The sequence below is a fragment of the Methanobacterium lacus genome (assembly GCF_000191585.1).
GTDB lineage: Archaea > Methanobacteriota > Methanobacteria > Methanobacteriales > Methanobacteriaceae > Methanobacterium_B > Methanobacterium_B lacus.
In genome coordinates this window covers 1,432,193-1,459,109 of sequence record NC_015216.1, presented here as the reverse complement: position 1 = coordinate 1,459,109, position 26,917 = coordinate 1,432,193, and the positions used below count along the sequence as shown (strand labels likewise).

Below are 26,917 nucleotides of genomic sequence, written 5' to 3'. Positions count from 1 at the left end.
TATATTGAATTAATATAATATTTAAAGATTTGGGTATATGGAAAAATTACATGAAGAATTTTTATTATGATAATTGAAATATTTTAACAATTCTAGAGAATTAATCCTAATTTTTTTATGTTAGGTTATTAAAGTAATCTTAAAGAATCAATACAGTTTACGGGGATCAAAAATTAAAATCTTGTTGAGGAGGAATGGAATCAATCAGTTTTAATTCTGAAGAAACTAGAAAGGTTTTTCAATCAATTTTTCATAACAGTTTGGATGCTGTTTTAATAACTTACCCCACAACTGATGGAGATAAAATTTTCTATTCCAACACAGCAGCAGAAGAACTGTTCGGATTCACCCAAACTGAACTCTGTAAAACAGGCTGGAAATCTGTGTTGTACCACAAAGATCCCAAGTTAAGAAAATTTCTCAAGGCATTGAAGGACAACGGAACATCCAAAGAAGAACTTGTTTTTATAAAAAAGGATGGATCCAAATTTCCAGGAGAAATCACAGCTAACCTGATAATTGAAAATGATAAAATATTGAACATAGCCATGGTTAAGGATGTCTCATGGCGTAAAACAGCGGAACATATTCTTATTCAAAATCAGAGAAAGTTCAAGTATCAAGCAAAACTTCTGAACGAGGTTAAAGATGCAGTTTTAGGAGTGGATAAGCACTTCAGAATCAACTACTGGAACCATGGTGCTGAAGAAATATTTGGCTTCCTAGAATCTGAAGTAATAGGAAAACAACCCCTTGAAATAGTAAAACCCGACTTATCACTTGATGAAACTCAGAAGATACAGGATGAACTAGAATCTAAGGGAAGTTCACAAACAATTCTTAAAACCCGAAACAAACAGGGAAATGAAATAGTTGTTGAACAAAACTTCACCAAAATTTCCAGCCAAAACAATGAAAATGAAGGATACATGGCTGTTTATCATGATATTACAGACAAACAACTGGCTTTAAACAAACTGAGAACCAATGAAGAACGCTACAGAACCATCATGAACAACATCCAAGACGGGTTTTTTAGAATTAACACCGAAGCTATCATAATCATGGCAAGCCCATCAATGGCCAGAATATGCGGATTCCAATCAATACATGAAATACTGGGGCTTAATTTCACAGATATTTACAAAGATATAGATGACCCGGATTTTTTAATCAAAAAAATCAATGAAAACGGAAAATTAGAAAACTACGAATTAATGGGAGTCCGAAATGATGGCACAACCATGTGGATATCATTGAATGCACAGTTCATATACGACAATCAAAATCAAATCCAAGGTGTTGACGGTTTTATTAGAGATATTAGCCTGAAAAAATCCACAGAAGAAGCCTTAAAAACCAGTGAAAAACAATACAGTAACATTCTAGAAAATATTCAGGATGCTTATCTAAGGGCTGATAACGATGGAAACATTATCCTGGCAAATGTTGCAGCTTCCAAACTTTATGGCTACGAATCACCAGAGGCCATGATTGGCACCAAAGCCACATCCTACTACAAAAATCCCGAAGAAAGATATCTAGTTATAAATATCCTACGAAAATATGGAAAAATTGAGAACAACGAAATTGAATGTGTCAGGGTAGATGATTCCACATTCATAGCATCACAAAATGCACAATATGTTCAAAACGAACAAAATGAAATTATAGGGATAGAAAGCCTTATTAGGGACGTGACCAATGCTAAAGAAGCAGAGCTTCTCAACAAGACCCTTCTTCAAAAGGAAAAAAAGCTTACAAAAGAACTTCAAATGTCTAACAATGAATTGAAGTTGATGGCAGCTGAACTAAGCCATGCAAACAATATATTAAAGAATTTAACCCGGGACCTTACCAACACTAATCAGGAACTGAACTTAAATCAAAAGATTCTAAGGAGGATCAACAGATCACTTTCAGAAAGTAAAGAACTATTTCTCAAGGCATTCCATTCAAATCCAGCTGGAATGACGCTATCAGATAAAGAGGGTAGATGGATAGATGTTAACCAAAGTTTTGTGGATCTAACAGGTTACACAAGACATGAACTCGTAGGAAGCACATCATCAGAGCTTGGAATAATAAGGAAAAATACGCGAATGGATTATCTTGGAAAATCCCAGCGAAACGGCGGGATCCGTAACATTGAAATTGAAGTTCATTGTAAGGATGGGACCAAAAAAACTATAATATCCAGTACAGAGGCCATCCAGGTAGGGGAGAAGGTGATGTTCATATCATTTATCTACGACATCACCGAGAGAAAAAATTCAGAACTCCAGATAAAGAAGAACCAAAAACTTTTAAGAAGTATTAATCAGCTGTTCCACGAATCACTAACCTTGGAATCAGAAAAGGACATAACTAACAAATTTTTGGAAAATGCTGAAATATTAACTGAAAGTGAATTTGGATTCTTCGGAGAACATGATGAGAAGGAAACTTTGAACAACATCGTAATGAACCATCCAAATTCTAAGGGTGAAATATCAAAATCCATGAACATGTTAAAGAGCATTAGGATGGATGGTTTCTGGGGAGAAACTGTAAAACGTGGATTTTCCCAGATCGTAAATGATACTCCTACCAAACAATCCACTAATCTGCCAAGTAAACATCCAGAGATCGGATCGTTTCTGGGTGTGCCCTTTAAACACGGCGAAAAAACCATTGGAATGATAGGGTTAGCAAACAAGAGAGAAGGTTACACAAGGGAGGATCAAAGAAATATTGAATCGTTATCAAGGGCATTTTTAGAAATTTTACTGAGGAAAAGGGCTGAAATTCAGATGAATCAAACCTTGAAAAAGCTTGAAAAATCAAATAAGGAACTGGAACAGTTTGCTTACATCACCTCTCACGATCTAAGGGAACCATTAAGGATGATAACCAGTTTTTTACAGCTTTTACAGCGTAGATATGCTGACAAACTGGATAAAGATGCTAATGAATTCATTGGATTTGCAGTTGAAGGTGCCAAACGCCTGGACAACATGACCAACGATCTCCTGCTTTACTCCAGGCTTAACAGTAAAAAACGACACATAACTCGTACTAATCTTGAAGATGCACTGAAAATAGCACTCATAAATTTAAAGGTTCCCATTGGAGAGACCAAAGCTCGAGTCACAAACGATCCTCTGCCAACAGTTGAGGCAGATGAAAAATTGAATGTACAACTCTTCCAGAACCTGATAGGAAACGCCATAAAGTATCGTGGCAGCGAACCTCCAGCGATTCATATCTCAGTGAAAAGGGAAAAAAATCGGTACCTGTTCTCTGTGAGTGATAATGGTATCGGAATAAACCCGAAACATCTTAATAAAATATTCACCATATTCCAGAGGCTGCACACCCATGAAGAATATGAGGGTACTGGGATAGGACTCGCTATCTCAAAAAAAATTGTTGAAGACCAGGGAGGAAAGATATGGGCAGAATCCCAACCTGGAAATGGAACAACCTTCTACTTTACAATTCCAGTCATTAAAAAGGATCTAACCTAAAAATTTAAAGTGCACTGTCTGTTTTTTCATGTTGAATTTGTTCGGTTTTTTTGGATCAATACCAAACTATATGGTATGGTACTTTCATATTTGTTGCTTGATAATATTAGGAGGTAATAAAATATGCTTGATAAACGGAAAGTTATGTTATGTTAAGTCACCTTAGTGTTCGCTGTAATTTTATGTGGCGCAGGCTCGGCAGCAACATCTGGTCAATCAACGGTTCATAAAACAAAGGTACAAACAGCCAAAATGTGGGAGTAGTTGTACATTCTTTCCCTGCCACAACTGCAAGGGGGCAATTGATCTACGTTAACAGTTCTACTAAAAATATGGGTAAAACATCTTCCGATTCTTTCTATGCTAAGTACTACCTTGTTTCTAAAAAGACATTGAAGGATTCTAAAATCTTTTTAGGTACACAGTACTTGGGTTTATTTTCTTTGAACTGCTGCCTTTGAAACTTCAAGGGCGAGTCCCAGTTGAAGGCCTATTGAGCTTAAATTTTCGAGGCTTATGTCGTTGTAATTTTTAATCTTTCGGCTTCCCATATTTAATAGTCCTATTATACGATCCCCACTTTTAATTGGCATTATCAACAAGCTTTTAATACCAGCTTTAGATATTACCGGGTCTAGAGATTCATATTCTTCAGATTCGGGGGTGATGTATACTACGTTCTGTTTTTCAAGACTTTTTTGGAAGATATCTTGGAACATTCCAGCTATGCACATGTTCTCAAGAGTCGTTGGGAGGTTTTCGTGCACACGAAGTGTGAGTTCATCTTCGTGGTCTGCAAGGTAAATGCATCCCATGTCAAATCCAAGGGTTTCCATGGTGGAGGTCACAGATCTTTCAAGCATTTCCTCTTCAACTGTGTAGGTATTTAGTATGGTTGAAATATGGTTCATGGCCATGAGAGTGTTGGTAAACTCCTGTTTCTCTTGGCTTAGCCTCTGAATTTTTATGTGACTTGCAAGTTCATCTGCCACCATCTCCATGTTTTCGATGGTGATGGAGCCCACAGATTTGGATGGTGTAAAAACAAGCAGAGCACCGATGGATGTTTCTTCATAAATTATTGGAATGGACACCATCATACCCGGGGATGTTCCAGTTTTTGATCCAACAGGTTCAAGGTAAATATCCTCCGTTGTGATTTTAGTTTCAAGGTTGTCCATACTTTCTAAAATGTACTTTTTATACACTTTAAAATTAGATTTAACACTGTATGTTGTGTCATGTTGGATATGAAGGTTTTTGTTCTCTTTCAAAACAACTGTGACACCATTACAGTCCAAGAGTTTTTCAATTCCCCTGGTAATTTCATTCATGAGGCCTTCTTCTGATTGGGCAGAGCCCATTTTTTGGGTTATGGTAAGCAGGGTTTCAAGTTCCCTTTTACTCCTCGTAACTTGGGATAACTCTTCCCCCATAAAAGAAATTCCAATCTGATTGTTTTTATCGTCAGAAATTGGTGTTGAAGTCAGTTTGTATGGGGTGTAGGTCCCATACTTCTCCATGAGATCGAGTTGGAGTTCCATTGTTTTGGTGGGAATTAAACTGTTACCCAGTTCTTTAACCACCAATAACTGTTCTGGCACTAAAATCTTGCTTAAATTAGTTATTTCCTTAAAAAGCATTTTAAATGTGTTGTTAGATATTACAATGTCCATATTATTATTAACTGTGAATATTATGGTGTTCTGATGGTTTATAACAGTATTAAGTACTGTTTCTTCGAGTTTCATGTTGTGGAGTCGGGTTGTTGCAGCTATCACATCGTTATTAGGAGTGCTTGACATGATTTGTTGGGTTTTGTAGGTTTGTGTTTCAGATTCCTCTGTCAAGCTCCATAGTTTGCTTCGTCCCACAAATTTGTAGCTTAAAATTCCCTTGGCATTTAAAATTCCCAGATATTTGAGTACTGTTGCCCTGCTTCTGCTGGTGTTTCTAGTTATCTTATCGAGCATGCACTCTTCTGGAGGGTGTGATTTGATGTAGGATACAATCAGTTTCTCAGTGTCAGACAGATCTTTTGAAATAATTTCACCTCTTAAAAAATACCTAATCTATACTATATGGTATAGTATAGTACTATTTAATTCTACCTAATAAACCTAGTTTACAGGTTGGTTTCCCATAATTTAAAGCTCAAATGTTTTATAATCAAAATATTTAAATACGATAAATCTATACTATACAGTATAGTTATACTGTATGTTACATTTTATTCATGGTATTTTTGGAGGTAGAAAATATGGAATACGCAGAAAAAGTCAAAGAATTTAAAGAACTTTTACAAACAAAGGGCAGTCCCGTAGCAGTTAAACTCGTTAAATCCCCGGATGAAATTCCTGAGGGTTACAGTAAAATATCTGCAAACAAGAGGCACTGTGAATATGTACAAGATGCAAGACTGGAAGGATTGGAAGGTTACGCAGGTGCTGAGGAACATCTTTGTAAGGGAGGTGCAGGGGTCATGGGAATAACAGCCATACCTGAGCCTGTGGCCACAGGAAAGATGTACCACAAACTTGGAAACTACCAAACACTAGAGGCAAGTAAGGAAACTGTTAACTCCATACCTAAATCAGACGAAAATTACTACGCATCACTCTACTCACCACTTGAAACAGCTAAATTTGAACCTGATGTGATAATACTTGTTGTAAATCCTAAACAGGCTTTAAAAATTAGTCAAGCACTTTTAAATAAAAAAGGAGGAAGGTTATCCAGTGATTATTCAGGAATACAATCTGTGTGTGCAGATGCAGTGGTTGCAGTTAAACAACGCGGAGTATCCAACATGACACTCGGATGTAACGGTTCAAGAAAATACGCAGAGATAGGAGAAGACGAAGTCATAATAGGAATACCTGCAAACCAATTCAATGAAATGGTTGATGCAGTTTCAACCTTCAAAGAAAAGTGGGGAGAGCTATGAAAAAGATCAACGCACTGGGAATAAAATATCCAAACTCCAAGATACTCGTAGAAAACGTCCTCAAACAAAACATGGAAGACGAAATCATTATTAACCTCAAAAAATCAGCAGAGCAAGGTTTAGAAGAACTTTCAGAGAAATATGGCTACAATTTTGTAATTGAGACAAATGGAAACGAACTGGTTGTAAGAATGACACAGAAGGATATAGAAATTGAGAAACTCGATGTAACAGGTCAAACATGTCCAGGACCCGTGATCATAGTGGGTGACAAATTAGCCTCTATGCAGGTTGGGCAACGCGTTGAAATAGATTCCAACATGAAGGAAACACTGGACGACCTCGTAATATCTGCACCAGAAATGAACGGAGTAGTGGTGGAAGAAGGAGAAACCAATGGTAACTATTATGTGATAATTGAGAAGGTGGAGACAAAAACAGTTTCCCAGGGCATTAAGCGGAACAAAGTTCTTGTTGTTCAGAGTAATGGAATTGGAAATGCAGAAAGGGCATATGCAACTTTCATCTTTTCTAAGGCCGCACTGAGCATGGGAAAGGAAGTCACAATATTCCTTCTCATGGATGGGGTAAGCATAGCAAGAAAGGGAAATGCAGAAAAGGTGAAGCATCCAGCATTTGAGAGACTCGACAAGCTAATGAAACCAATCATAGAACAAGGCGCACAGATATATGTATGTGAACTCAGTGCAGAATTCAGGGGAATTAAACAGACAGATCTTGTTGATGGAACGAAACTCGCAGGAGCTGCAACCTACATAACACTGCTAAGTGATCCAAGCTTCGCAGTTGTGAACTTTTAAAATATTTGAGGTGAAAAAACAATGCAATCAATCTACCAAATACTCGTACTATCCATACTGCTTAGCGGAATTGTAAGCGGCTTTCTAACCTTCAGAATGTCAGGAATGAAACTTGCACCACACTTCATAGTACTCATAGTGAGCTTAATCATCACACTAGTTGGAATACTAACTCTAAACACCACCATAATCTATGCTGCAGTAATATTACAATTATTAGCAGTAATTACGGCCTACACACAAACTTGGGCAGTTTTAAAGTACAATTTCCAGACATCACCTGCCTACGCACCACATTTAACACTCATGACACTCATCCCGATTTTATCGCTGGCATCGATCTTGGCATGAGTATTTCCAAATCCTTCTTTTTTTATTAACTGATTCAGTTATTAAGTTAATAATTGAACAAGTGTTTTTCAGTTTATGATACTAAGAAAAAATAGAGAAAGAATTAGTGTTTTAACACCCTATTTAGGGACTGGTTTGAGATTTCCCTTGTAAAGGATGTAAGAAAAGACAATAACCCAAACCATGAAAAGAAAGATGGTTATCCTCTCAAATAACCCTCCAAATGGGCTGTTCACTGCGATTGATGCAGCTCCAGCTCCTCCCGATAGGAATATAAAAATTGCGGTTAGGTAAGAGTACCATGAGAAACTTTTCATTCCCACGTAATCTTTGAAACTTAAACCAATAACGATGACAGAGATTATTGTGAGTGCAGCAGTGACACCAGAGAGTGCTATGTGCAGGGTTCCAAAGAGTGTTGCAGGTGTTCCTCTAGGGTCCTGTGTGAACACAAGAACCATGAGTCCTAAAACTCCTATTACAAAGAGCATGAGAGCTCCTGACTTGAACTTTTTAGATTTAAAATCAGGGTCCAAAAATGCCCCAACACCAAATATCAGTATGAAAACGTTGTAAAGTCCGAATAAAATATCCATTAACAATTTGTTAGGAGCATTTGCCATGCTAAGTTCACTTATAGCATTGTAAAGTGCACTGTAATCATGTCTTAATGCACCACCTACAAATACAGCTAAAATATAGATTATTGGACCTAAAATTCCAATTAAAGGGTAAATCTTTTTCATTTTTTATCACACATTTAATTAATTCGTTTAGAACAGTATGTTTTTAGTTAAAACTTTTTTTATACTTGGAAACTATTTAATAGTTTTCTCAAAATTAATTCTACAGATTTGTTGGAAATGGTAGTGGAACATGAATTGGTTAAATTATCATATGGGTAGCGATGTTAAAAATCGTTTCTTTCTATTCTGAATACTAATTAAAATTAGATTTATGTTAATATTTTGTCAATTTATTACAATATGATCAATATTTACCAGTTATATCTGTCTAAAAATGTAATATTTTCACAATACAGTGTATACATTTTAAATCGATATAATTGGCTTTATTTTTTTTTAAAAGTCTAGAATATTGTTTATCTAAATAAAAAAAGTTTATGGGTTGATTTTTTCTTTATGGTGTTTGTTAACAATGTTTTATAGGTTGATTTGGGTTTAATTCGTTTATAATAGTTAATAATATTTTTTTCAGAACAACTCTTAATTCAGATTGATAGTCATTCTATTTCATCAAAAAAGACTTTAATTCAGCATATTCCATTTTTAATAATTAGGCTTATACACTTTTTATTGGTGATAACGGGAACAGTTAGAGATACATACTATTTTATGGATGTGATGTTGTTCTCAATTATAACCAATCTCATTATAAATGGTGAAATAAAATGAAAAAAAAGATGATACTTTGTACACTGTTTTTGTGTTTGTGTATGATCTCCATCAATTCTATTTCTGCTGCCAATGTAACTGTAAATCCTGGCAGTAGTATACAGAATGCTGTTAACAAAGCAAATCCTGGAGATACCATAATCATAAACGACAACAACAAACAGCCGTACACCTACAAAGAAAGCATAACACTAAACAAAAAATTAAACATTATATCCAATGGTTCAGTAACCATTAAAGCTAAGACCACCAACTCTGCAATTTTTACCATCTATTCAAAAGCAGCAGGTTCATCTATAAAAAATTTCAAACTTTCAGATACTAATTACAGTATAATGGTCAGCGGGGCCAGTTACTGTACAATATCCGGAAATACCATTACATCAGCATCTTTAGTGGGAATTCAGTTCTACGGAGATATAACCAAATCCCAGGTGTTGAACAATAAAATATCAGGTACCACCACCAAGTGGGGAAACGGTATCAGTTTTGAATATGGTAAAAGCACCTACAACACCATCAAGGGAAACACCATATCCAACTACTTGAATGGAATTCTATTCAACGATTGCAGTGCATACAACACAGTCTCTAACAACAAAGTAAGATGTTACGCACTTAAGGGTGCAGGAATTTACTTCACAGACAACGCTAAATACAACAAAATCATTTACAACACAGTAACAGGAGCCGAAGATGGTATAGCCATCCAAAAAATGGGAAGTGGAATGGCCAGTCACTTCACAATAACAGGAAACACCGTTAAATATAATAAAAACGGATTCTGGATAAGACTAACCAGCTCAACCATTTCATACAACACAGCGAATTACAACAAGGTCAGTGGTATTGATGTCACAGGATCATACAACAAAATAGTCCACAACACAGCAACCCACAATGGAGTATGTGGAATAGCCTTGGGAAGATACTCAAGCTGCGACCACAACACAGTACAGTACAACATTCTGTCCTACAACAAAGCAGGAATAAACAGTGCCAGTAACTACACAACCATAAGCAGCAACACAGTTCAACACAACACCAGCAATGGAATCATATCCACAGCTAACCATGTGACTATTAAGAACAACTCAGTGAACTACTCTGCAAACAGGATATTGGTACAGGGATCATCCAACAAAGTGAGTTAAAAGAAATCATAAAATTAGCAGATTTAAACAAAACTTAATTCCGGTCATTTATTCCAATGAAATTCTCCCCATATTAAAACTTGGGGAGATTTCCCCTACCTCATTTTTATTTTCTAACATTTTCCTGCTTTTTTTTGATTTGAAAACATCAATTATTTAATTTTTGATCGTGGTTTTTTGTTTTAAGCTATCAGACTATTTTAGGGTCCATATCCATTTGCAAGCCTTTTCTATAGATTTTTAAGCTGTATGGAAAAACCAGTTCCAATTTGTAGCTAGGGTAACATTACTTTAGGTTTAAAGAAAAAAAAAGATGTTATTGAAAAAATTGAAGCTTCATAGGATGTTATTTTCAGTTGGTTGATTTGATATTTTTTTCATCCTGAAGGATTTTTATCATGAGATCCCGGGCTTCTTTAAATATTCTGTCTCGTTTTATTGCTTTATCTAAAAGATTTTTGGCTTGGTCGTACTGTTTCAGTTTGTAGTGGGCCTCTGCCTTTAGGTAGAGTCCATACTTGTAAAATTCATTCTTCTCGTCAGGGTAACGTTCTAAAAACATGTCAAAGGCATGGACAGCATCTTCATACTTCTCCTGCATTAGTAGGACGTAACCCATGTTGTAAACTGGCATGCTGTTGGATGAATCGATCCTCATAGCAGTGTCAAAACATTTGAAGGCTTCGTCAAACTCCTTGAGTTCCATGTGTACAATGCCCTTATCATTCCATGCTGGACTGTAATTTGGATCCATCGCAATGGCCTTGTTAAAAAATTCTATTGCCATTTGTTTATCTCCCTGCTCCATGTAGGAGAGAGCCTGTTTATATAATACTTCAACGTCTTGTTCATCCATAAAAAATCACCAAGTATACACCTTAAATTTTACAATTAAAGATTTTTTTTACCAGATCAAATAATTTATCATAATGGGATTGAGTAATGATCAACATTTTATTTAGATCAAACCAAATTCACAAATTCCAGTTCATGAACATCTATTTTTTTTGGTTCTTTTCAATAAATTTATTATTTTATAGCTAATAATCTTTTTACTCAAAACGATTATTTTTTTAGTAATTTATTTGAAGTTCCAAGTAAGAGATATAGACACTGTAGGAGTCAAAACAATATGAAGATCATAGGAATAAACGGCAGCCCAAGAAAGGAATGGAACACGGCAGAACTGATAAAAAAGGCACTGGAAGGTGCAAAATCAGAGGGTGCAGAAACAGAATTAATACATCTCTACGATCTTGAGTACAAAGGATGTAAAAGTTGCTTCGCTTGCAAAACAAAGGGAAGCAAATCTTACGGCCGGTGCAACGTAAAAGACGATTTAACAGCTGTATTTGAAATGATTGAAGCTGCTGATGCACTAATTTTAGGTTCTCCCATTTATTTCGGAGTGGTAACAGGGGAGATGAGGTCATTCATGGAGAGGATGATATTTCCATGCTTCACCTACACCACACCACCAAAATCCCTGTTCCCAAAACAAATAAGTTCAGCATTCCTCTACACCATGAACATTCCCGAGGAAATGATAGAAGATTATGGTTACAAAATGCAGTTTGAATCCAACAAACAACTTCTAACACTCTTATTTGGATCGTCTGAAGCTTTAATGAGCTACGACACCTACCAATTCAAGGATTACTCAAAGGTTGTTGCAGACAGATTTGACCCTGAACACAAGGCCAAACACAGGGACAAACAGTTTCCAGTTGACAAAGAAGCTGCCTTTAACTTAGGGATTCGAATGGCTAAAAAGTAGTACCCGGAAAAAAACTTAGAAAATTTATCAATCAATATTTTATGCTAATAGGGGGTTTTAGGTTTATGAAAAGTCTTTTTGAAACAACAGAAATATCAGGCATGGAACTTAAGAATAGATTCATCTGTTCAGCAATATGGGAAGGACTTGCAGATGATGAAGGTCATGTAACACAGGAATTAATTCATCATTATCATAAACTTGCAGAGGGTGGTGTTGGAACCATCATCACAGGATTTTCAAATGTGATGGATTTTGACAAGCCCACACATAATATGAACGGAATATACAACGATAGTTTCATACAGGAATATGAAGAACTCATTGAAAAGGTTCATGGGCACAGAGTAAACATCATCATGCAAATTGTACACGGCGGCACAAAATGGGGTCCATCAGCCGTGAAACACAAGGCAACAGGTACAGTTCCAAAGGAAATGACAACAGATGAGATTAATGCAGTGACCCAGGCCTTTGGTGAGGCTGCTTTAAGGGTTAAAAATGCAGGTTTTGATGGGGTGCAGATACATGCTGCCCACGGATTTTTACTCAGCATGTTTTTAAATCCCTACTACAATGTCCGGACTGATGAATATGGTGGATCAATAGATAATCGGGCTAGAATAGTTTATGAAACCTACAAATCTGTAAGGGATGCTGTTGGCCCGGATTTTCCGGTATTTATCAAGGTAAACTGTAAGGATTTTATGGATGAGGGTTTGACATTTGAAGACAGTCTGCATGTCTGTAAAAAACTGGCTGATATGGGTATCAACATGATCGAAGTGAGTGGAGGTAGCTACTCTTCAAGGGATGGTGAGGGACCCATGAGAAATACTGAGAATAATGAATCCTACTTCATGGATTACGCATCTAAAATAGCCGAAGAAGTCGATGTTTCAGTGGCTCTGGTGGGTGGAAACAGAAGAATTGAGAAGATGACAGAGATTTTAAACACCACCCAAATAGATTACTTCTCAATGGCAAGACCATTCATACACGAACCAGGTCTCATAAACAAATGGATGGAACACGATCTAGATTCTTCAGAATGTGTTTCCTGCCATGCATGCAACGGAATCAGCGGGGGTTGTGTTTTCAAGTAAACTGATCCAAATCCTATTTGAGTTTATAAAATAAATTTGGATGAAAATTGATTCATCCTTTCCTTATCATTTACCTTTTTTTGGTGTAATCCTCATATTTTGAAGTAGCTTCGAACATGGGGTCTTGTTAAGTACAAAACGAGTATTCCAACAATTATTACCCCTGAGATGGAGTCTATGTTTCCCATGATGACTGAAGCCAGATCTCCAACTGCGTTAACCATGAATATCACAATCACTGCCCACCATGCGATTTTGTTTCCCTTGAGTAAACCGTAACCTGAAGCCATGAGCACGGTTCCAAGTAACAGTAGGAAAATTCCGAATATGTTTCCAACTAAGGTTCCCCTTATGGATAGTGATAATGATGATTTCACTGTCCAGAGCAGATCCAGCGGAGTTCCAACTACGAACAATGATATTCCAACAACCAGTGAGATTAGGGCAACTACAAAGACCAGTACACTCACAAATGATATTCCAATTGGTCTCTTTTCCATTTTTAATCGTCTCCTCTTATTATTTGACATTTTCAGCTGTTAAATTTGAAAACTTTAATTAGTTTTTATTTAAGTTTCTGGGGTTGTTTTTTGGCCTGTTTTTCGTACCAGTCCATCTGCAATGGATTCTGCCAGGATTTCAATGATTTCAGGATATATATCTCGACCTATCTCTTTTTTGTGAAGGTTTAAGAGTGTTATGCTCCGTAAAATTCCGGATATTATTTCTGGATCTGCTGTTATTTCTTCATCATCGGTTTTTACCTTTAAAATCGTGTTTATAACCAGTTTTGTGTCATTTTTTTGGTGTTTTAAAAGTTTTTCATGGGGTAACTTCCGGACCATGAGTTCATAATCGTTGCTTTCGTAGATCCTGCGTAACAATGGTGTTTTCTCAAACAGTGAACAGCTTTCTACTATGGTGATCTTTATTGCTTCCCTTGCAGATCCTGAGTTCAGTATAATTTTTTTCATGTGGTTTTCCATCTCTTCTTCTTCAGATTCTAGTAAGCTGAAGTAAAGTTCTTCCTTTGAATCGAAGAAATTGTAGAAACTTCCCTGGGCAATTTCAGCTTCGCTTGTGAGGTCATATATACTGGTTTTTTTCAGACCGTACTTACTGAAGAGCTCAACCCCAGTTTCTTTGAGCTTTTTAACAATGATTTGTTTTTCATTTTCGCCGAATTTTTTTGGCATAACATCACCACTATAACTGTATGAATAATTTTATTTTATATTCATATATTTTATATAGTTTTGGATTGAAATTTATCCAAAAAAGTGGCTTGAGAATAATAATATTTAAACTTCCATTGGATCCATATATCGGATTTCTAACGATTCAATGGAAAAAAATTAGGTTAATTAGTTTACTAAATCCAATATCAGCATTTTTAGGTGTTAAATATTTAAATGACATGTTATGGGTATTGTATAAATTTTTGACAACTAAACCACAAGTATCATTCGTTATCCTATGAATAAAACTGTTTACAGGTGAAAAGATTCGATATTAAAATGTTTAAAATTAGAAATTAAAGTCAGATTATTATTTAATTGAGAATTAGGGGGGTATGTGGTGCGTTAACACCACATTCTATTAAGTACGCTGTTATCATTTAAAAGCTTTTCGAAACTATTAACATCGCAGGGATTATTAATAATGAAAAACTTAAATCTGATGAAGTAGATTAATTAAGTAGATATGTTTATAAACCTTGATCCTATTATATAATTATTCAAAACAGTTTTAAGTTTTATTCCAAAGTTTTAAGTTTTAGAGAGGTATAGTATGGCTTTTATTGCAGTTAACAATCTTGAATTCATATTGGAAGTAGCAATATTTTTACAGCTGGCAATAATTTTGGTACTTAATTTATTCAGGATCACACTGAGTCGTATACTGTTCTTCTCATTAATACTGGGAATAGGATTAACTGCACTCTTTAGTTTCGATGCAATGGCACTCTTCTTACCATTTTTGGGGTTGCACGAATTTACGCATACCTATGGCCCAATAGCCATATTGGTCATTGTAACGGCATGGGCAGCCCTGTCCACAATGAGTGAAGTTGGAATTCAGGTCATGAATGTTAAGAGGCTTGTTTTTCTCATGATCATACTCATAACCATTGTGGGTGGATTAGTGCACAGGGATTTCCTCATACTTTGGATGATGGGATTGTTCTTTGGATTTTTCTTCATATCAAGATCCTTCAGACAAAAATCATTCCTCACAGCCAAAAGGGTTATAGCGCTGGTAGCTGCAGTTGTGGTTGGATTCACTTCACTAGAATTACTTTCAAGACTGCTTTCCATGACAATTCTAAGTCCAATTGTGAGGATTGAGAGGATATTTGACAACGCCATACCCAGTTTGAAAATGGTTATATCCAACACCACCTTATGGGGTCACAACCCTGGAAGTTCCTATTGGAACACAACAGACACAGGAAGCTCCAGCGGATACATAGCACTGCCAATATCATTAATATTAACCTTTGGATTACCTTACCAGATCTTTTTCGGTGTGCTGGTAACTAAGAAGGATATTATAGATTACTTCGTTCCAGGAATATTTGGATTCGCATTTGATTTCGGTTACATAGTACTTGCCCTTCTTCTAATATGGTGCATTTTCATATTAGTACTTGGAATGAAAATACTATCAGAATATCGGGCAAAAAGGGAGAAGGGAAACAAAACACTCCTTGGTAGGGAAGCACTGCTAATCGGATCACTCGCAGCATTCGCATCACAGGCCATACTGGGATTGTTTATAATTAACCGTGCAATAAATGGAACAGCCCTTGTGACATTCATATTCCTAAGTGGACTGGTACTGGCCCACGTGATCCTGCCTAAAAATACCAGTCACTAGTGACTCATCCAATTTCAAAAACAATTTCAATGGTATTATGAATAACACTTGAGATACACCTATTTTTTTTACCTTTACATCTGCTATTTTTTTTATTATAGAATCCTGTTTAGTTATTTTCAAATCCTTCAAACTCTTCCAAGTTTTAGAATCATAAATTATTGTGCGTATCTATGAAGATCTCCTCAGATGGGAGTGATGGATGTCATTGGATCATGGAAACTTTCCTACAGCTTAACACAAATAAGAGGAAGCTGTCGTTAAAACATAAAAACTCTTAATATTCCATCAAAATATTAACCTTTAATCTATTTACATGGATAGATTTGTTGGTTCTTAAATCTTTATCAAACAACGAAAGAATTGGTAAAAATTAATTGTAAAAAAAAATTATAGGATTTTTTTCAAAGGATTAATGGATTTGGCCCAAATTATTTGAGTTTACCCGGTTTCCTTGGGGATATGTTGGAGATTAAAAATAAAAAAAAATAAATATTTTGAGTTCAACCCTGTTTTTATTCTGTTTTTGGAGCTGGAACTTCTGGATTAGGTTCTAAAACCAAGAAGATACCGGTCAGTACTAACCAGAGGCCTATTAAAAGTGCCAGGTAGAATGGGTTTAATGCATAGACTCCTATGATCAGGTAAAGTATACCGAGTACGATACCTAAGAATCCACCTGCCCTTCCAGCATTACCTTTACCTGAGATCAGGCTTATAACTCCTGAAACTATCAGGAATATTCCTCCGAGGTATATGATTATACCTGCAAAGATACTAAATGCTAGAACCTTTCCAAACAATCCTATTCCAACAATTACACCTATTATACCAATTATAAGTGCAAGTATACTCATTGCTTTACTTTCAGACCATGTAACCACACTTTGTGCAAGCAGCCAAATTCCGATAAATATCAGACCAATAGCAACAATGTCACTGACAATGAAAACACTGATAAGTGGGAAAGCTATAACTGCCAGACCCAAGAGTATGGCTAATATTCCAAACAACACATTATTATGCTTCACTAACAATCCCTCCCTAATTTTTTTAGATCAATTAATACTATTATTTATTGATCTCGGTTATTTTATAATTTCTGGTTGGAAGTACCATTTGTAAGCAAATTCATCTGGTTCACAGGTTTACTCCAAACCATTCGCCGATATCAAGCGATCATTCAAACCATGTAGGGCCAGAATATAAATTTGAAAAGAATATTTAAGAAAATCTTGATCCAAAAAAAAATATAGAAAAAATTTGCTATCAGTAGTTTACGATCTGTCTGGTGTCAGCATTCATTTCCTTGAATTTTGAAAATAAAAATTCGATTCTATCCACCTGGATCTTGATCAAATTTATGTTGACTGGAAGTCTTTTTAAGGATTCAAGGTTTAAACCCTTCATCTCAATCACTTCTTCATACTCCTCACTTGTTTCAGCGATAATAGTCGCCTTTCCAGTTATCTGCATTCCTGCCAGACTGTTCATACCCTTAAATGAATCGTAGATGGATACACTGACATTTTCGTTTAGAAGCAGGTTTGAAAATTTCTCCCCGCCTTCCGATAAAAGATACAAATTCTTGTTCCTGTAGTTGTATTCGATGGGAGTGGATCTGACTGTTCCATTGTGGCAGGTTGCAAGGCAGCAGGTGTTGTGGGAATTGATAAATTCTTCTACCATCACCAAAAGTTTTTCATCATCCAGTTTAGATAGGAGCTCCTCCTTAAGTTCCTTCAACTTCAATGCGAATTTAATTACTTCCTCTTCATTGTAAAAATCCATGTCTTGATGTGGAAGTTTAACAAGTTCAAGGAATTCTTCGATGGCTACTTTGTCTTCAGAATCCAATTTATCAAGGATCAAACGCCCCCCAAGAGCCTTTAAAGTCAGAAAGTTAATTTGATAATCAAAAGCAAGGTTGTTCAATTCCCTGAGCCCACCATTAGTATCTAAACATGTGCAGTAAGCTGCTACAGCTTTCTTAGCTAACCATGTACTGTTTTCTTTTACAAATTCAACCATGGCAGGGTCAACCTTTTCCTCATAAATCGGAGCCCCCAGCACCACAAAGTCAAAATCCCTGTACTCTTCTTTGAAATTATCCACAGTACAATACCTTGAAGGTCCAGTTATGAGTGATATGGTTTTTGCTACCTCTTCAGTTGTATTGTACTTACCAGAGTACACCACCAATGTCTTGAGCATCTAAGAAATCCCTCCATTTTTAGATCCATAAAAAAATTTTTAGAAATATGTTTATTCTAACCATTATTTTTCCCATTTGGATGTAATAAAATTATTTGAATCAAAATTATTTTTATATACAATAGCAGACAATCAAGATGCATTTATTTTCATATCCAAACATGACTGGTCAGTTATTGCTTAGATACACCATTAAACCAACATTTAACAATATATTTAAAGCATCTTAAAACCAAATTATTACTAAACTCTCTAAAAAGGAAGATGCATTGAATGGATAGTTTGAGTTAGGATTTATCGATTTAACTTTTTAGGGTTGTATTAAATTTGTTTTGATACCAAGTTTTAAGGGGATATAATATGGGTACTGATGATTACAATGATTTATCAGATGTTGAAACTAATTTTGAGTGGCAGCAAATATTTGACTCGCTGCAAGACATGATAGCAATCATCGGTTTAGACTTCAAGATTAAAAAGGTTAACAAGGTAATGTTAGATACTTTGGGTGTTAAATCTGAGGATCTCGTTGGAAAGGAATGTTACTCTATGATGCACTGCAGTGGAGAACCTCCTGCCCTGTGCCCCCATGCAAAAATGGTACAAGATGGAACAGCACACCAAGTAGAATTTCCTATAGAACTGCTTAAAGGGGATTACTCTGTTTCAGCCTATCCAATCTGTGATAAAGATGGAAATTTAACAGGCAGCATCCACATAGTTCACTCTGTAACTGAGAGAAATGAACTGAGCAATATAAATAGATACCTTGCTAGCATAGTTGAATCTTCTGCAGATGCCATATATGGAAAGGATCTAGATGATAACGTAATCAGCTGGAACAAGGCTGCTGAATCCATGTACGGCTACCCTCGAGAAGAAATGATGGGAAAATCAATATTCGTACTCATACCACCAAACAAGAAAGCAGAGTACTATGAACTCATGGACAAGATAAACCACGGTGAAGCCATTACCAATCACGACACCCAGAGAATAAAAAAGAACGGTGAACTCATAGATGTTGCACTCTACATTTCTCCGATGTACGATTCAAAGGGTAATATTAATGGTTCAGCAACCATAGCCCATGATATTCATGAAAGAAAGCTCATGGAAAAAACATTAAAGGAAAGTGAAGAGAAGTACCGTGAAGTTTTCAGAAATGCCAACGACATGATCAGTTTGAACCATATGGAAAAAGATGGATGTCCAGGAAAATTCATAGATGTCAACCAGATAGGATTGGAAATGTACGGCTACAGCTACGATGAATTTTTAGACATGACTGCACTGGACATAGTTGCACCTGAAGACAGGGTAAAAATGGATTTAAATGCTAAAAATCTTAAATTAATGGGCTACGATGCATTTGAAATTACTACCATAACCAAATCTGGAAAAAGAATTCCCATTGAAATTAACAACCACACATTCCAACTAAACAAAAAAGAAGTAATTATAGCAGTAGGAAGGGATGTTACAGAACGTAAAAAGGCTGAAAAAGCCCTGGTTGAAAGTGAAAACAGGTACAGATCCCTGTTTGAAAATATGCTTGAAGGATTCCTTCTGGCCAAGGTTGTTGTTAACAATGAACAAGAACCAGTAGACTGGATGCACATAGCAGTCAACCAGGGATTCAAAACAATAACAGAACTCGATGATGTTGTTGGAAAGAATGTAACCGACATTCTCCCATATTTGAAGGATGAAAATCCAGAACTCTTCGAAATATTTGGAAGGGTGGCACAAACAGGTGTGAATGAAACCTTTGAAACCTATATGCGATTCATTGAAAAATGGCTCAACATCACTGCATTTTCTCCAAAAAAGGATTACTTCGTTGTTGTATTTGAAGACATAACAGAGAGAAAAAATTCCGAATTGGCACTCATCCAAAGCGAAGAAAAATTCAGGGAAGTTTTCAACAATGCAAACGATGCAATGTTTCTCCAGAAAGTGACAAAAAAAGGTCCGGGCAAATTCATAGAGGTTAACGACACAGCAAGTCAGAGTCTAGGTTACTCCAAGGAAGAACTGGTAAAAATGGAGCTTAAGGACATCATATCTTCTGATACTGTACTGTATCTTCCCACGGTGTTTGAAAATGTTATAAGGGATGGGAAGGCAACATTTGAATCGGAACACGTGACAAAAAAAGGAGACTTATTGCCTGTTGAAGTCAACACCCATCTGTTTTTTATAAGGGGTGAAAAACATCTTCTATCAATAGCACGTGATATATCGGAACGTAAAAAAGCTGAGAAAGCACTTATAGTCAGTGAAGAAAAGTACAGAACCATATTTGAAAATATTCAGGACGTATTTTTCCAGACAGATCAACATGGAATATTAAAAACACTCAGCCCCTCAATTGAAAGGTACTCTGGGTATAAACCAGAAGATATCATTGGTAAACCTGCAGATATTTTTTATGCAGATCCCCATGAGAGAAAACTTCTAATCAAAGAAATTGAGAACAGGGGACATGTTGAAGACCATGAACTAATATTTAAAACCAAGGAAAATAAACTAATCAATGTTTCAATCAATGCCCAGGTAATGAGAAATTCTCGAAATGAACCCGTGGGAATTGAAGGTTCAATACGGGATATTACAGAACGTAAACAAATGGAAATAAAACTTAAAAAATCTTTAAATGAAAAGGAAATGCTTCTTAAGGAAATTCATCATCGTGTTAAGAATAATTTAATGATAATTTCCAGTCTGTTAAGTCTTCAAACAGATTACATCAAAGACAAGGCATCGAAAAATATATTCATAGAAAGCCAGAACAGGGCCAGAAGCATGGCACTCATACATGAAAAACTCTACCAATCAACAGATTTGAAGAGTATAAACTTCGGGGAGTACATTAAAAACCTCACGAGTGAACTGTTCTATACCTACAGGGTTGGAAATAGTGGTGTTGATATTCACTACAACATCGAAGATCTGAAGCTTGACATCAACACAGCAATTCCACTGGGACTAATCGCAAACGAACTCATAACCAACAGTCTGAAGTACGCCTTTGTAAACGGTGGTGATGGAGTTGTCATCATCGAATTTAAGAAGGTGGATCACAACTACATATTCATGATTAAAGATAATGGTGTGGGACTTCCAGAAGGATTTGACTATAAAAATTCAGATTCACTGGGTTTACAACTGGTTAACAATTTATCAGAACAGATCGATGCTGAAATAGAATTAAATACAACAGATGGAACTGAATTTAAGATAAAATTTAAGGAAATAGAACTGGCTTAGATGGTTTACCATGTCAAAAATCAGAATCTTACTGGTTGAAAATGAAGGTATCGAAGCCATGGACATCAAAAGAGAACTTGAGTCCATGGGTTACCATGTACCTTACATAGCAGTTAACGGGAAAGATGCCATTAAAATGGCTGAAAAAATTTTTCCAGACCTTATTTTGATGGATATTATGCTTCCAGGTAAAATGGATGGGATTGAGGTTTCAAAGAAACTGAGTCACCTTAACATACCTGTTGTGTATTTAACTGCCAACTCTGAACCTTCGACATTTGAAAGGGCTAAGGAAACTGATCCATACGGTTACATCATCAAACCATTCGATTCCAAAGAATTTATGTACACCATTGAAATTGCCATCAACAAGCTAAAAACTGAAAACAAGATCCGGGCCATGAAAAATGAATTCAAACTCATTACTGACCATTCAAGCGACATGATCTACAACATGAACCTGTCTGACATGAGTTATGACTACGTGAATCCTGCTGCAGAAAAATTAACAGGTTACAGTCCTGCCGAATTTTACAGTTCAAATAACCTGTTAAAACAGGTTGTTCATCCTGATTTTAAGAATTCCTACCATGAAACATTTATAAAACTTCTTGATGGTGGGGTTGAAACCAGTTTGGAGTACAAGATTATCACCAAAGATGGGGATGAGAAATGGTTGAAAGAACGAAATAATCTTGAGACAGATTTTAATGGAAAACCTGTTGCAGTTAGTGGAGTTTTAACGGATATCACCCCTCAAAAAACTGCCCAACAGATATTTGAATCTCTACAGAAGGATTGTAAAGCAGATAGGGAAAGGTTTGAAATGGCTCAAAAGGTTGCAATGATGGGCATATGGGAGAATGAACTGGCAACCAATGATCTTAAATGGTCCGATGAGATGTACAAAATACTCGGACTTCCAATTGACACCGAAGTTAACCTGAACGATGTGGTAGAAATATTTCCAGAAGAAGAACTTAAACGTTTCCATGAAGCAGTTGAAGAATCTATAATCAACAATAAACCGTACAGTAATGATTACAGGATAGTACGGCCTGATGGTGAAGTGCGTTATATTCATGACGAAGGAAAGGTTATTAGGGATGAAAATGGTGAAGCCTTGAAGATGTTTGGATCCACCCAGGACATCACATCACGAAAAAAAGCAGAAATTGCCTTGGCAGAGAGTGAGGCCAAATTCAGAAAATTCGTTGAAACCACTCCCGACATGATATGGGAGATAGATGCTCAGGGAACCTTCAAGTACATAAGTCCTCAATCTCTGCAGATAATGGGTTACACACCAGATAAACTCATTGGAACCAAGATATTCGAACTTTTAAAGCCAGAGGCGGTTGACGATGTCCGGAATTCCTTCATGGATCATGTGAATAAAGGCCAGTACTTTAAAACCCTGGTGGTACCTGCAATTGATCGTGTTGGTAACGAACTCATCCTAGAAATACGTTCTGCAAAGGTGGTTGAAGAAAATACACAGTTCATAGGATTTGAAGGAATTGCAAGGGATATTACCGACATAACAAAGGCCACCAACCAGCTCATAAACTCTGTAAACGAGAAGAACATCCTTTTAAAGGAGATACACCACAGGGTTAAAAACAACATGCAAATTATTTCAAGCCTTTTAAATCTTCAAATAGAACATCTTAACGATGAAAATGCCATAAACTCACTTAAAGAAAGTCAAAACAGGATCATTACCATGGCCACGTTGCATGAGAAGCTGTATTTAACATCGAACTTCAGTAAAATCAACCAAACAGAGTACATAACCAGTCTCATTAGGGGACTATTTTTGTCATACACAGCAAATAGCAGGGTTGAATCCGTTTTAGATATTGAATCCTTGGATTTAAACATGGAAACATCCATACCATGCGGCCTCATAATAAATGAACTCGTCACAAATTCACTGGTACATGGATTTCCAGATGGGATGGAGGGAACCATCAGAGTTTCCCTCAAAACCTTGGGTGATATGTACGAACTGAGGGTGGTGGATGATGGTGTGGGTATTCCAAAAAACATGCACATTGAAGATACCAATACACTGGGACTTGAACTGGTTAAAAGCCTAGTTGATCAGCTAGATGGAAGTATGGAATTGAATAGCAATGGTAAAACCGAATTTATTATTGTTTTCAGTGAAATTGAATACAAAGAAAGAATTTAATTATAAATTAACTGTTTTTTTCCTTGAACTTGATAATAAATATATAACCCATTTTAAAAAGATATGAATGGGACTGAGTTCTTAGTCTAAAAATAAGTATAAATTATAGATAGATCCTCTTATGAATTATATTCATATCAAAATACTGCATTATTCCAAGAATTGGAAGAATAATCCCAATCTAGTTAATTTAGGTCGTTATATTCTATCACGATACTGAATTGGATTATCGAAAAAAATTTTAAATAGCATGTTTTTTTGGATTTTTTTTTAACGCATTTTAAAAAAATGTATTGGGGAAATGGTTTTTTTGTACTAATTTTACTCAAAAGTTGATTTTTTAGTTTCATGAATCAATGGAGATGTGATTCAGTAAAAACATTATAAAAGTCTTGATGGTTTATTAAACATCATATGCATCTAATTTCAGCTAATTTAATCCTATCGAAGAATATAAGCAGTATTAATTATAAATATTAGTAAGGTGATAAAATGTCTGAGTTATATGAAAAAATGGTAAAAGAAGCTATGGCAGCTCAAAGAGCAGATGTAGATACCATCAAAAAGAATAGGGGCGGAAAATTTAAAATTACTGATACAAAGGCATACTTGGATGTTGTCAATGAGATGTCAGTTGCAGATGGGCAGAGTGAATCTGTGATCGATCTTCATGTTAAATCAGTGAATTCTCATTACGATGCACTTGTGAACTTAACAGACACCATAAGACCAGAAGACGATCCATTTGTGGAGCACTATCAAACACCGGCAGTTTTAGAAATACTCTATGAAAATGACAAGGCCTTCAAGGACAGTGTGGACAAGTTCATAGAAGCAGTTGGAAATGCCGAGTCAATCATTGGAAGAGAAGTAGTGAGGAGATACGGAGGATTTTACGGCCCAACATGTGTGGTAGACTTCGCACTCATACCTGGAAGTACCAGTAACATTGTAAACAGAATTTTAAAGCATACCGACATACCAGACGCACATAAACAAGCAATTTTATCAGCTAAATCTTGGGGAATGAACACATCATATGGATTTGGCGAAACCTTCACTGATCAGATTGAGGAAGGAATGACATTAACAGATGCTTTAGATAAGGAAATAGCCCAAATACAGTACATCTATGAAAGTCCTGTGGAAGCTCAGGCCAAACTCATGGACGGGGCAGGGCATGAATCATTCGATGTTAGAAAGTACATGGCCAAGTACAAAAAATCCATGGAAGAAACTGTCTTAAATGCAGTTGAAGATGGTGTACACTATGGAAACATTGTAACGGTACCAGCATACTGTGTAGGTGACATAGCACACCACATAGCACAATCAACCTACAACATGTGTAAAGACGATGTAATAATGGCAGTTATTGAAGCTGCAACTGATGTAATGGATTCAACCTTGAAAAAAGCATTACCTAAATTTAAAAGTGAATATGAGTTACTTTCCCTTGCAACAGGATCATCGGCCTGTGCAGTTGAGTACATGTTGGAGTTAGATGGATTCAACGCACCAATGGTGGTTGATATGCTAACTAAAAGGTTCCACAACTATGTACAGTTATATCCAACCCGTGGAGCAGCTGCAGAACTGCACAACTGTGACTTCATGGACATGATATACAGAGGATGGAAGTACATGGACACAGAGAGAAGGATGAAAAATGGTTCAGGCAGAAATTTAGAACCAGATGTAGCGGGTTTCAAAGTGGATCTAACCCCTGTACATAAAAACAACGTTATAATGAATCCTCAGCGCTACGCATATCCTGCATGTGCAATAACAGTCAGGTACTCTGCACTCATGAGACTTGCAGACTATCCATGTTTACTAACCAGTGAACCTGTAACTGCAACCATGATGACAAACATCATAGCACTCCACAAGGAAAGTCCGGCTTCACCTGCAAGGGTTTGTAAAAACTGTGCATCAGCATGTCTGGTTGACTTCAGACACTGTGCATGTCAGTGGAAAGAAGCTGTGTAAATATTTTTTCAATCCATGGGATATATAATTAAATGAAGGTGTTTTGAAAATGAAATGTTACATAGATGCTCTTGAAGGAAAGGACAAAGACGCAGTAGCAATATGTATAGTGTGTGGAATGGCACTCTGCATGGATCATGTGAAGAGGGAGGATGTCACCATCTGGGAGGGTGGTTACCCATTCCCATCTGAAAAGGTCAGCAAGAGTTTGCCTAGAATTCTCTGTCCAGAATGTTACGCTGCATTAAAGGGTGATTAGATGGCAAATTTGACTAAAAGGTGTCTAGCTGAATTTATAGGCACCTTCTTTTTAGTTTTTATGGGTACTGGTGCCGCTGTCATAGCATTGATGATATCTAATGGAGCAGCCACACCGAACTCATTTAACATTGGGATAGGAGCTCTCGGTGGTCTTGGTGATTGGCTTGCAATTGGACTGGCATTTGGGCTGGCAATAGCTGCCGCTATTTATGCCTTGGGTAACGTTTCAGGATGTCATATAAATCCTGCTGTCACAATTGGACTTTGGAGTGTGAAAAAATTCCCTGGTCGAGATGTGGTGCCCTACATAGTTTCCCAAGTTTTAGGTGCTTCACTAGGAAGCTTCCTCCTGGCAGGTATAATAGGTATGGGTGCAGTAACTGTTGGAGGTTTAGGTGCAACAGCACCATTTCCAGGAATAGGTTACTACCAGGCAATGCTTGCAGAGATAGTTGGAACATTCCTATTAATGCTAGCAATAATGGGTGTTGCAGTAGATAGAAGAGCACCACCTGGATTTGCAGGTATAATAATAGGTTTAACTGTGGCAGGTGTGATAACAACTGTGGGTAACATCTCAGGATCATCATTGAACCCTGCAAGAACATTCGGACCCTACCTTGGAGATGCTGTTCTTGGTGGTAACAGTCTATGGGCGTTTTTACCCATCTACATTATAGGTCCAGTTATTGGGGCAGTACTCGCAGCCTTAGCTTACAACTACATGACAAGCGAAGAAAAGGCAATCAGAGACTAAAAATTTACTCTTTTTTACAGTAACTTTTCTTTTTTTCATGTTCCTAATTTTGATGGGCTGGTGGATTAAAGGCCAAAAAACTATAAAAATTTACAACTGCAGTGTACTAGAACCAAAATGATGCACAGTTAGGAAACATCATTAATTCTAAAATTATATATATCAAAATAAACCAATGTTTCATATGGAATGGTGATGGGGTTCACCTTTAACCGCTTATTTTAAGCTGATGACTCCTGCACAATAAAAATTTATGGTGGAGG

General features: G+C 36.4%; 21 protein-coding genes and 1 riboswitch. Of the genes, 14 read left to right on the top strand and 7 right to left on the bottom strand.

Annotated features, from left to right (window positions below; all coding sequences use genetic code 11):
* The first annotated feature begins 194 nt into the window (after window positions 1–194).
* A complete protein-coding gene (locus tag METBO_RS13015) occupies window positions 195–3,509 on the top strand; it encodes a PAS domain S-box protein (RefSeq protein WP_013645034.1) in 3,315 nt (1,104 codons plus the stop codon).
* Between the two features lie 254 nt (window positions 3,510–3,763).
* Window positions 3,764–3,970, top strand: a complete 207-nt coding sequence (locus METBO_RS13420; RefSeq protein ID WP_144017539.1) for a hypothetical protein — start codon at window positions 3,764–3,766, stop codon at window positions 3,968–3,970.
* Here METBO_RS13420 and METBO_RS07195 read toward each other — a convergent pair.
* Window positions 3,944–5,482, bottom strand: a complete 1,539-nt coding sequence (locus METBO_RS07195; RefSeq protein ID WP_013645033.1) for a GAF domain-containing protein — start codon at window positions 5,480–5,482, stop codon at window positions 3,944–3,946. The genes METBO_RS13420 and METBO_RS07195 overlap by 27 nt on opposite strands.
* Before the next feature lie 287 nt (window positions 5,483–5,769).
* Between METBO_RS07195 and METBO_RS07190 the strand changes: the two genes are divergently transcribed.
* From METBO_RS07190 to METBO_RS07180, 3 genes are read left to right on the top strand one after another with little or no spacing between them, the layout of a single operon-like run.
* Window positions 5,770–6,456, top strand: coding sequence for a DUF169 domain-containing protein (locus METBO_RS07190; RefSeq protein WP_013645032.1), 687 nt, complete (start codon window positions 5,770–5,772; stop codon window positions 6,454–6,456).
* The gene (locus METBO_RS07185) at window positions 6,453–7,277 is read left to right on the top strand and encodes a DsrE family protein (RefSeq protein ID WP_013645031.1); all 825 of its coding nucleotides are present in this window, start codon (window positions 6,453–6,455) and stop codon (window positions 7,275–7,277) included. Before METBO_RS07190 ends, METBO_RS07185 begins: the two co-directional genes overlap by 4 nt.
* Before the next feature lie 21 nt (window positions 7,278–7,298).
* Window positions 7,299–7,628, top strand: a complete 330-nt coding sequence (locus tag METBO_RS07180; protein ID WP_013645030.1) for a DUF5400 domain-containing protein — start codon at window positions 7,299–7,301, stop codon at window positions 7,626–7,628.
* A gap of 119 nt (window positions 7,629–7,747) precedes the next feature.
* Here METBO_RS07180 and METBO_RS07175 read toward each other — a convergent pair whose 3' ends face one another.
* Window positions 7,748–8,374, bottom strand: a complete 627-nt coding sequence (locus METBO_RS07175) for a DUF998 domain-containing protein (protein WP_013645029.1) — start codon at window positions 8,372–8,374, stop codon at window positions 7,748–7,750.
* Between the two features lie 665 nt (window positions 8,375–9,039).
* On the opposite strand from METBO_RS07175, the gene METBO_RS07170 reads away from it, so the two are divergent.
* Entirely contained in the window at window positions 9,040–10,197 is a 1,158-nt protein-coding gene (locus METBO_RS07170; protein ID WP_013645028.1) for a right-handed parallel beta-helix repeat-containing protein, read from the top strand.
* A gap of 352 nt (window positions 10,198–10,549) precedes the next feature.
* Here METBO_RS07170 and METBO_RS07165 read toward each other — a convergent pair whose 3' ends face one another.
* On the bottom strand, window positions 10,550–11,053 hold the full coding sequence (locus METBO_RS07165; RefSeq protein WP_013645027.1) for a tetratricopeptide repeat protein: 504 nt from the start codon (window positions 11,051–11,053) through the stop codon (window positions 10,550–10,552).
* Between the two features lie 276 nt (window positions 11,054–11,329).
* On the opposite strand from METBO_RS07165, the gene METBO_RS07160 reads away from it, so the two are divergent.
* Together METBO_RS07160 and METBO_RS07155 are read left to right on the top strand one after the other, a co-directional pair.
* Window positions 11,330–11,974 carry a flavodoxin family protein gene (locus METBO_RS07160; RefSeq protein WP_013645026.1) on the top strand — a complete coding sequence of 215 codons (645 nt, stop codon included), beginning with the start codon at window positions 11,330–11,332 and terminating at the stop codon, window positions 11,972–11,974.
* Window positions 11,975–12,039: 65 nt separating this feature from the next.
* The gene (locus METBO_RS07155) at window positions 12,040–13,080 is read left to right on the top strand and encodes an NADH:flavin oxidoreductase (RefSeq protein WP_013645025.1); all 1,041 of its coding nucleotides are present in this window, start codon (window positions 12,040–12,042) and stop codon (window positions 13,078–13,080) included.
* A gap of 92 nt (window positions 13,081–13,172) precedes the next feature.
* On the opposite strand, the gene METBO_RS07150 is transcribed toward METBO_RS07155, so the two are convergent.
* Window positions 13,173–13,580 (bottom strand): hypothetical protein, encoded by a 408-nt coding sequence (locus tag METBO_RS07150; protein WP_013645024.1) that lies wholly within the window; start codon window positions 13,578–13,580, stop codon window positions 13,173–13,175.
* A gap of 69 nt (window positions 13,581–13,649) precedes the next feature.
* Window positions 13,650–14,276: a TetR/AcrR family transcriptional regulator gene (locus METBO_RS07145; protein ID WP_013645023.1), complete on the bottom strand. Its 627-nt coding sequence runs from the start codon at window positions 14,274–14,276 to the stop codon at window positions 13,650–13,652.
* Window positions 14,277–14,871: 595 nt separating this feature from the next.
* On the opposite strand from METBO_RS07145, the gene METBO_RS07140 reads away from it, so the two are divergent.
* Window positions 14,872–15,960: a hypothetical protein gene (locus tag METBO_RS07140; RefSeq protein WP_013645022.1), complete on the top strand. Its 1,089-nt coding sequence runs from the start codon at window positions 14,872–14,874 to the stop codon at window positions 15,958–15,960.
* Between the two features lie 515 nt (window positions 15,961–16,475).
* Here METBO_RS07140 and METBO_RS07135 read toward each other — a convergent pair.
* Complete coding sequence (locus METBO_RS07135) at window positions 16,476–16,991, bottom strand: DUF308 domain-containing protein (protein ID WP_013645021.1); 516 nt, start codon at window positions 16,989–16,991, stop codon at window positions 16,476–16,478.
* Between the two features lie 238 nt (window positions 16,992–17,229).
* Window positions 17,230–18,174 carry a pyridoxamine 5'-phosphate oxidase family protein gene (locus METBO_RS07130; protein ID WP_013645020.1) on the bottom strand — a complete coding sequence of 315 codons (945 nt, stop codon included), beginning with the start codon at window positions 18,172–18,174 and terminating at the stop codon, window positions 17,230–17,232.
* Window positions 18,175–18,534: 360 nt separating this feature from the next.
* Between METBO_RS07130 and METBO_RS12775 the strand changes: the two genes are divergently transcribed.
* The 5 genes from METBO_RS12775 to METBO_RS07105 all read left to right on the top strand — a co-directional run bounded on the left by METBO_RS12775 (window position 18,535) and on the right by METBO_RS07105 (window position 26,654).
* Window positions 18,535–21,447, top strand: coding sequence for a PAS domain S-box protein (locus METBO_RS12775; protein ID WP_013645019.1), 2,913 nt, complete (start codon window positions 18,535–18,537; stop codon window positions 21,445–21,447).
* A gap of 10 nt (window positions 21,448–21,457) precedes the next feature.
* The gene (locus METBO_RS12770) at window positions 21,458–23,644 is read left to right on the top strand and encodes a PAS domain S-box protein (RefSeq protein WP_013645018.1); all 2,187 of its coding nucleotides are present in this window, start codon (window positions 21,458–21,460) and stop codon (window positions 23,642–23,644) included.
* Between the two features lie 492 nt (window positions 23,645–24,136).
* On the top strand, window positions 24,137–25,636 hold the full coding sequence (locus METBO_RS07115) for a DUF2193 domain-containing protein (protein WP_013645017.1): 1,500 nt from the start codon (window positions 24,137–24,139) through the stop codon (window positions 25,634–25,636).
* 49 nt (window positions 25,637–25,685) lie between these two features.
* Window positions 25,686–25,895, top strand: a complete 210-nt coding sequence (locus tag METBO_RS07110; protein ID WP_013645016.1) for a DUF2180 family protein — start codon at window positions 25,686–25,688, stop codon at window positions 25,893–25,895.
* Window positions 25,896–26,654, top strand: coding sequence for an MIP/aquaporin family protein (locus tag METBO_RS07105; protein ID WP_013645015.1), 759 nt, complete (start codon window positions 25,896–25,898; stop codon window positions 26,652–26,654). It abuts the gene before it with no gap.
* Between the two features lie 182 nt (window positions 26,655–26,836).
* Window positions 26,837–26,900, top strand: a riboswitch (Fluoride riboswitch).
* Window positions 26,901–26,917: the final 17 nt, after the last annotated feature.

Coding starts and splice junctions, on each gene's coding strand:
- METBO_RS13015 (WP_013645034.1), top strand. CDS start 195: ATGGAATCAATCAGTTTTAATTCTGAAGAAACTAGAAAGGTTTTTCAA.
- METBO_RS07195 (WP_013645033.1), bottom strand. CDS start 5,482: ATGCTCGATAAGATAACTAGAAACACCAGCAGAAGCAGGGCAACAGTA.
- METBO_RS07190 (WP_013645032.1), top strand. CDS start 5,770: ATGGAATACGCAGAAAAAGTCAAAGAATTTAAAGAACTTTTACAAACA.
- METBO_RS07185 (WP_013645031.1), top strand. CDS start 6,453: ATGAAAAAGATCAACGCACTGGGAATAAAATATCCAAACTCCAAGATA.
- METBO_RS07180 (WP_013645030.1), top strand. CDS start 7,299: ATGCAATCAATCTACCAAATACTCGTACTATCCATACTGCTTAGCGGA.
- METBO_RS07175 (WP_013645029.1), bottom strand. CDS start 8,374: ATGAAAAAGATTTACCCTTTAATTGGAATTTTAGGTCCAATAATCTAT.
- METBO_RS07170 (WP_013645028.1), top strand. CDS start 9,040: ATGAAAAAAAAGATGATACTTTGTACACTGTTTTTGTGTTTGTGTATG.
- METBO_RS07165 (WP_013645027.1), bottom strand. CDS start 11,053: ATGGATGAACAAGACGTTGAAGTATTATATAAACAGGCTCTCTCCTAC.
- METBO_RS07160 (WP_013645026.1), top strand. CDS start 11,330: ATGAAGATCATAGGAATAAACGGCAGCCCAAGAAAGGAATGGAACACG.
- METBO_RS07155 (WP_013645025.1), top strand. CDS start 12,040: ATGAAAAGTCTTTTTGAAACAACAGAAATATCAGGCATGGAACTTAAG.
- METBO_RS07150 (WP_013645024.1), bottom strand. CDS start 13,580: ATGGAAAAGAGACCAATTGGAATATCATTTGTGAGTGTACTGGTCTTT.
- METBO_RS07145 (WP_013645023.1), bottom strand. CDS start 14,276: ATGCCAAAAAAATTCGGCGAAAATGAAAAACAAATCATTGTTAAAAAG.
- METBO_RS07140 (WP_013645022.1), top strand. CDS start 14,872: ATGGCTTTTATTGCAGTTAACAATCTTGAATTCATATTGGAAGTAGCA.
- METBO_RS07130 (WP_013645020.1), bottom strand. CDS start 18,174: ATGCTCAAGACATTGGTGGTGTACTCTGGTAAGTACAATACAACTGAA.
- METBO_RS12775 (WP_013645019.1), top strand. CDS start 18,535: ATGGGTACTGATGATTACAATGATTTATCAGATGTTGAAACTAATTTT.
- METBO_RS12770 (WP_013645018.1), top strand. CDS start 21,458: ATGTCAAAAATCAGAATCTTACTGGTTGAAAATGAAGGTATCGAAGCC.
- METBO_RS07115 (WP_013645017.1), top strand. CDS start 24,137: ATGTCTGAGTTATATGAAAAAATGGTAAAAGAAGCTATGGCAGCTCAA.
- METBO_RS07110 (WP_013645016.1), top strand. CDS start 25,686: ATGAAATGTTACATAGATGCTCTTGAAGGAAAGGACAAAGACGCAGTA.
- METBO_RS07105 (WP_013645015.1), top strand. CDS start 25,896: ATGGCAAATTTGACTAAAAGGTGTCTAGCTGAATTTATAGGCACCTTC.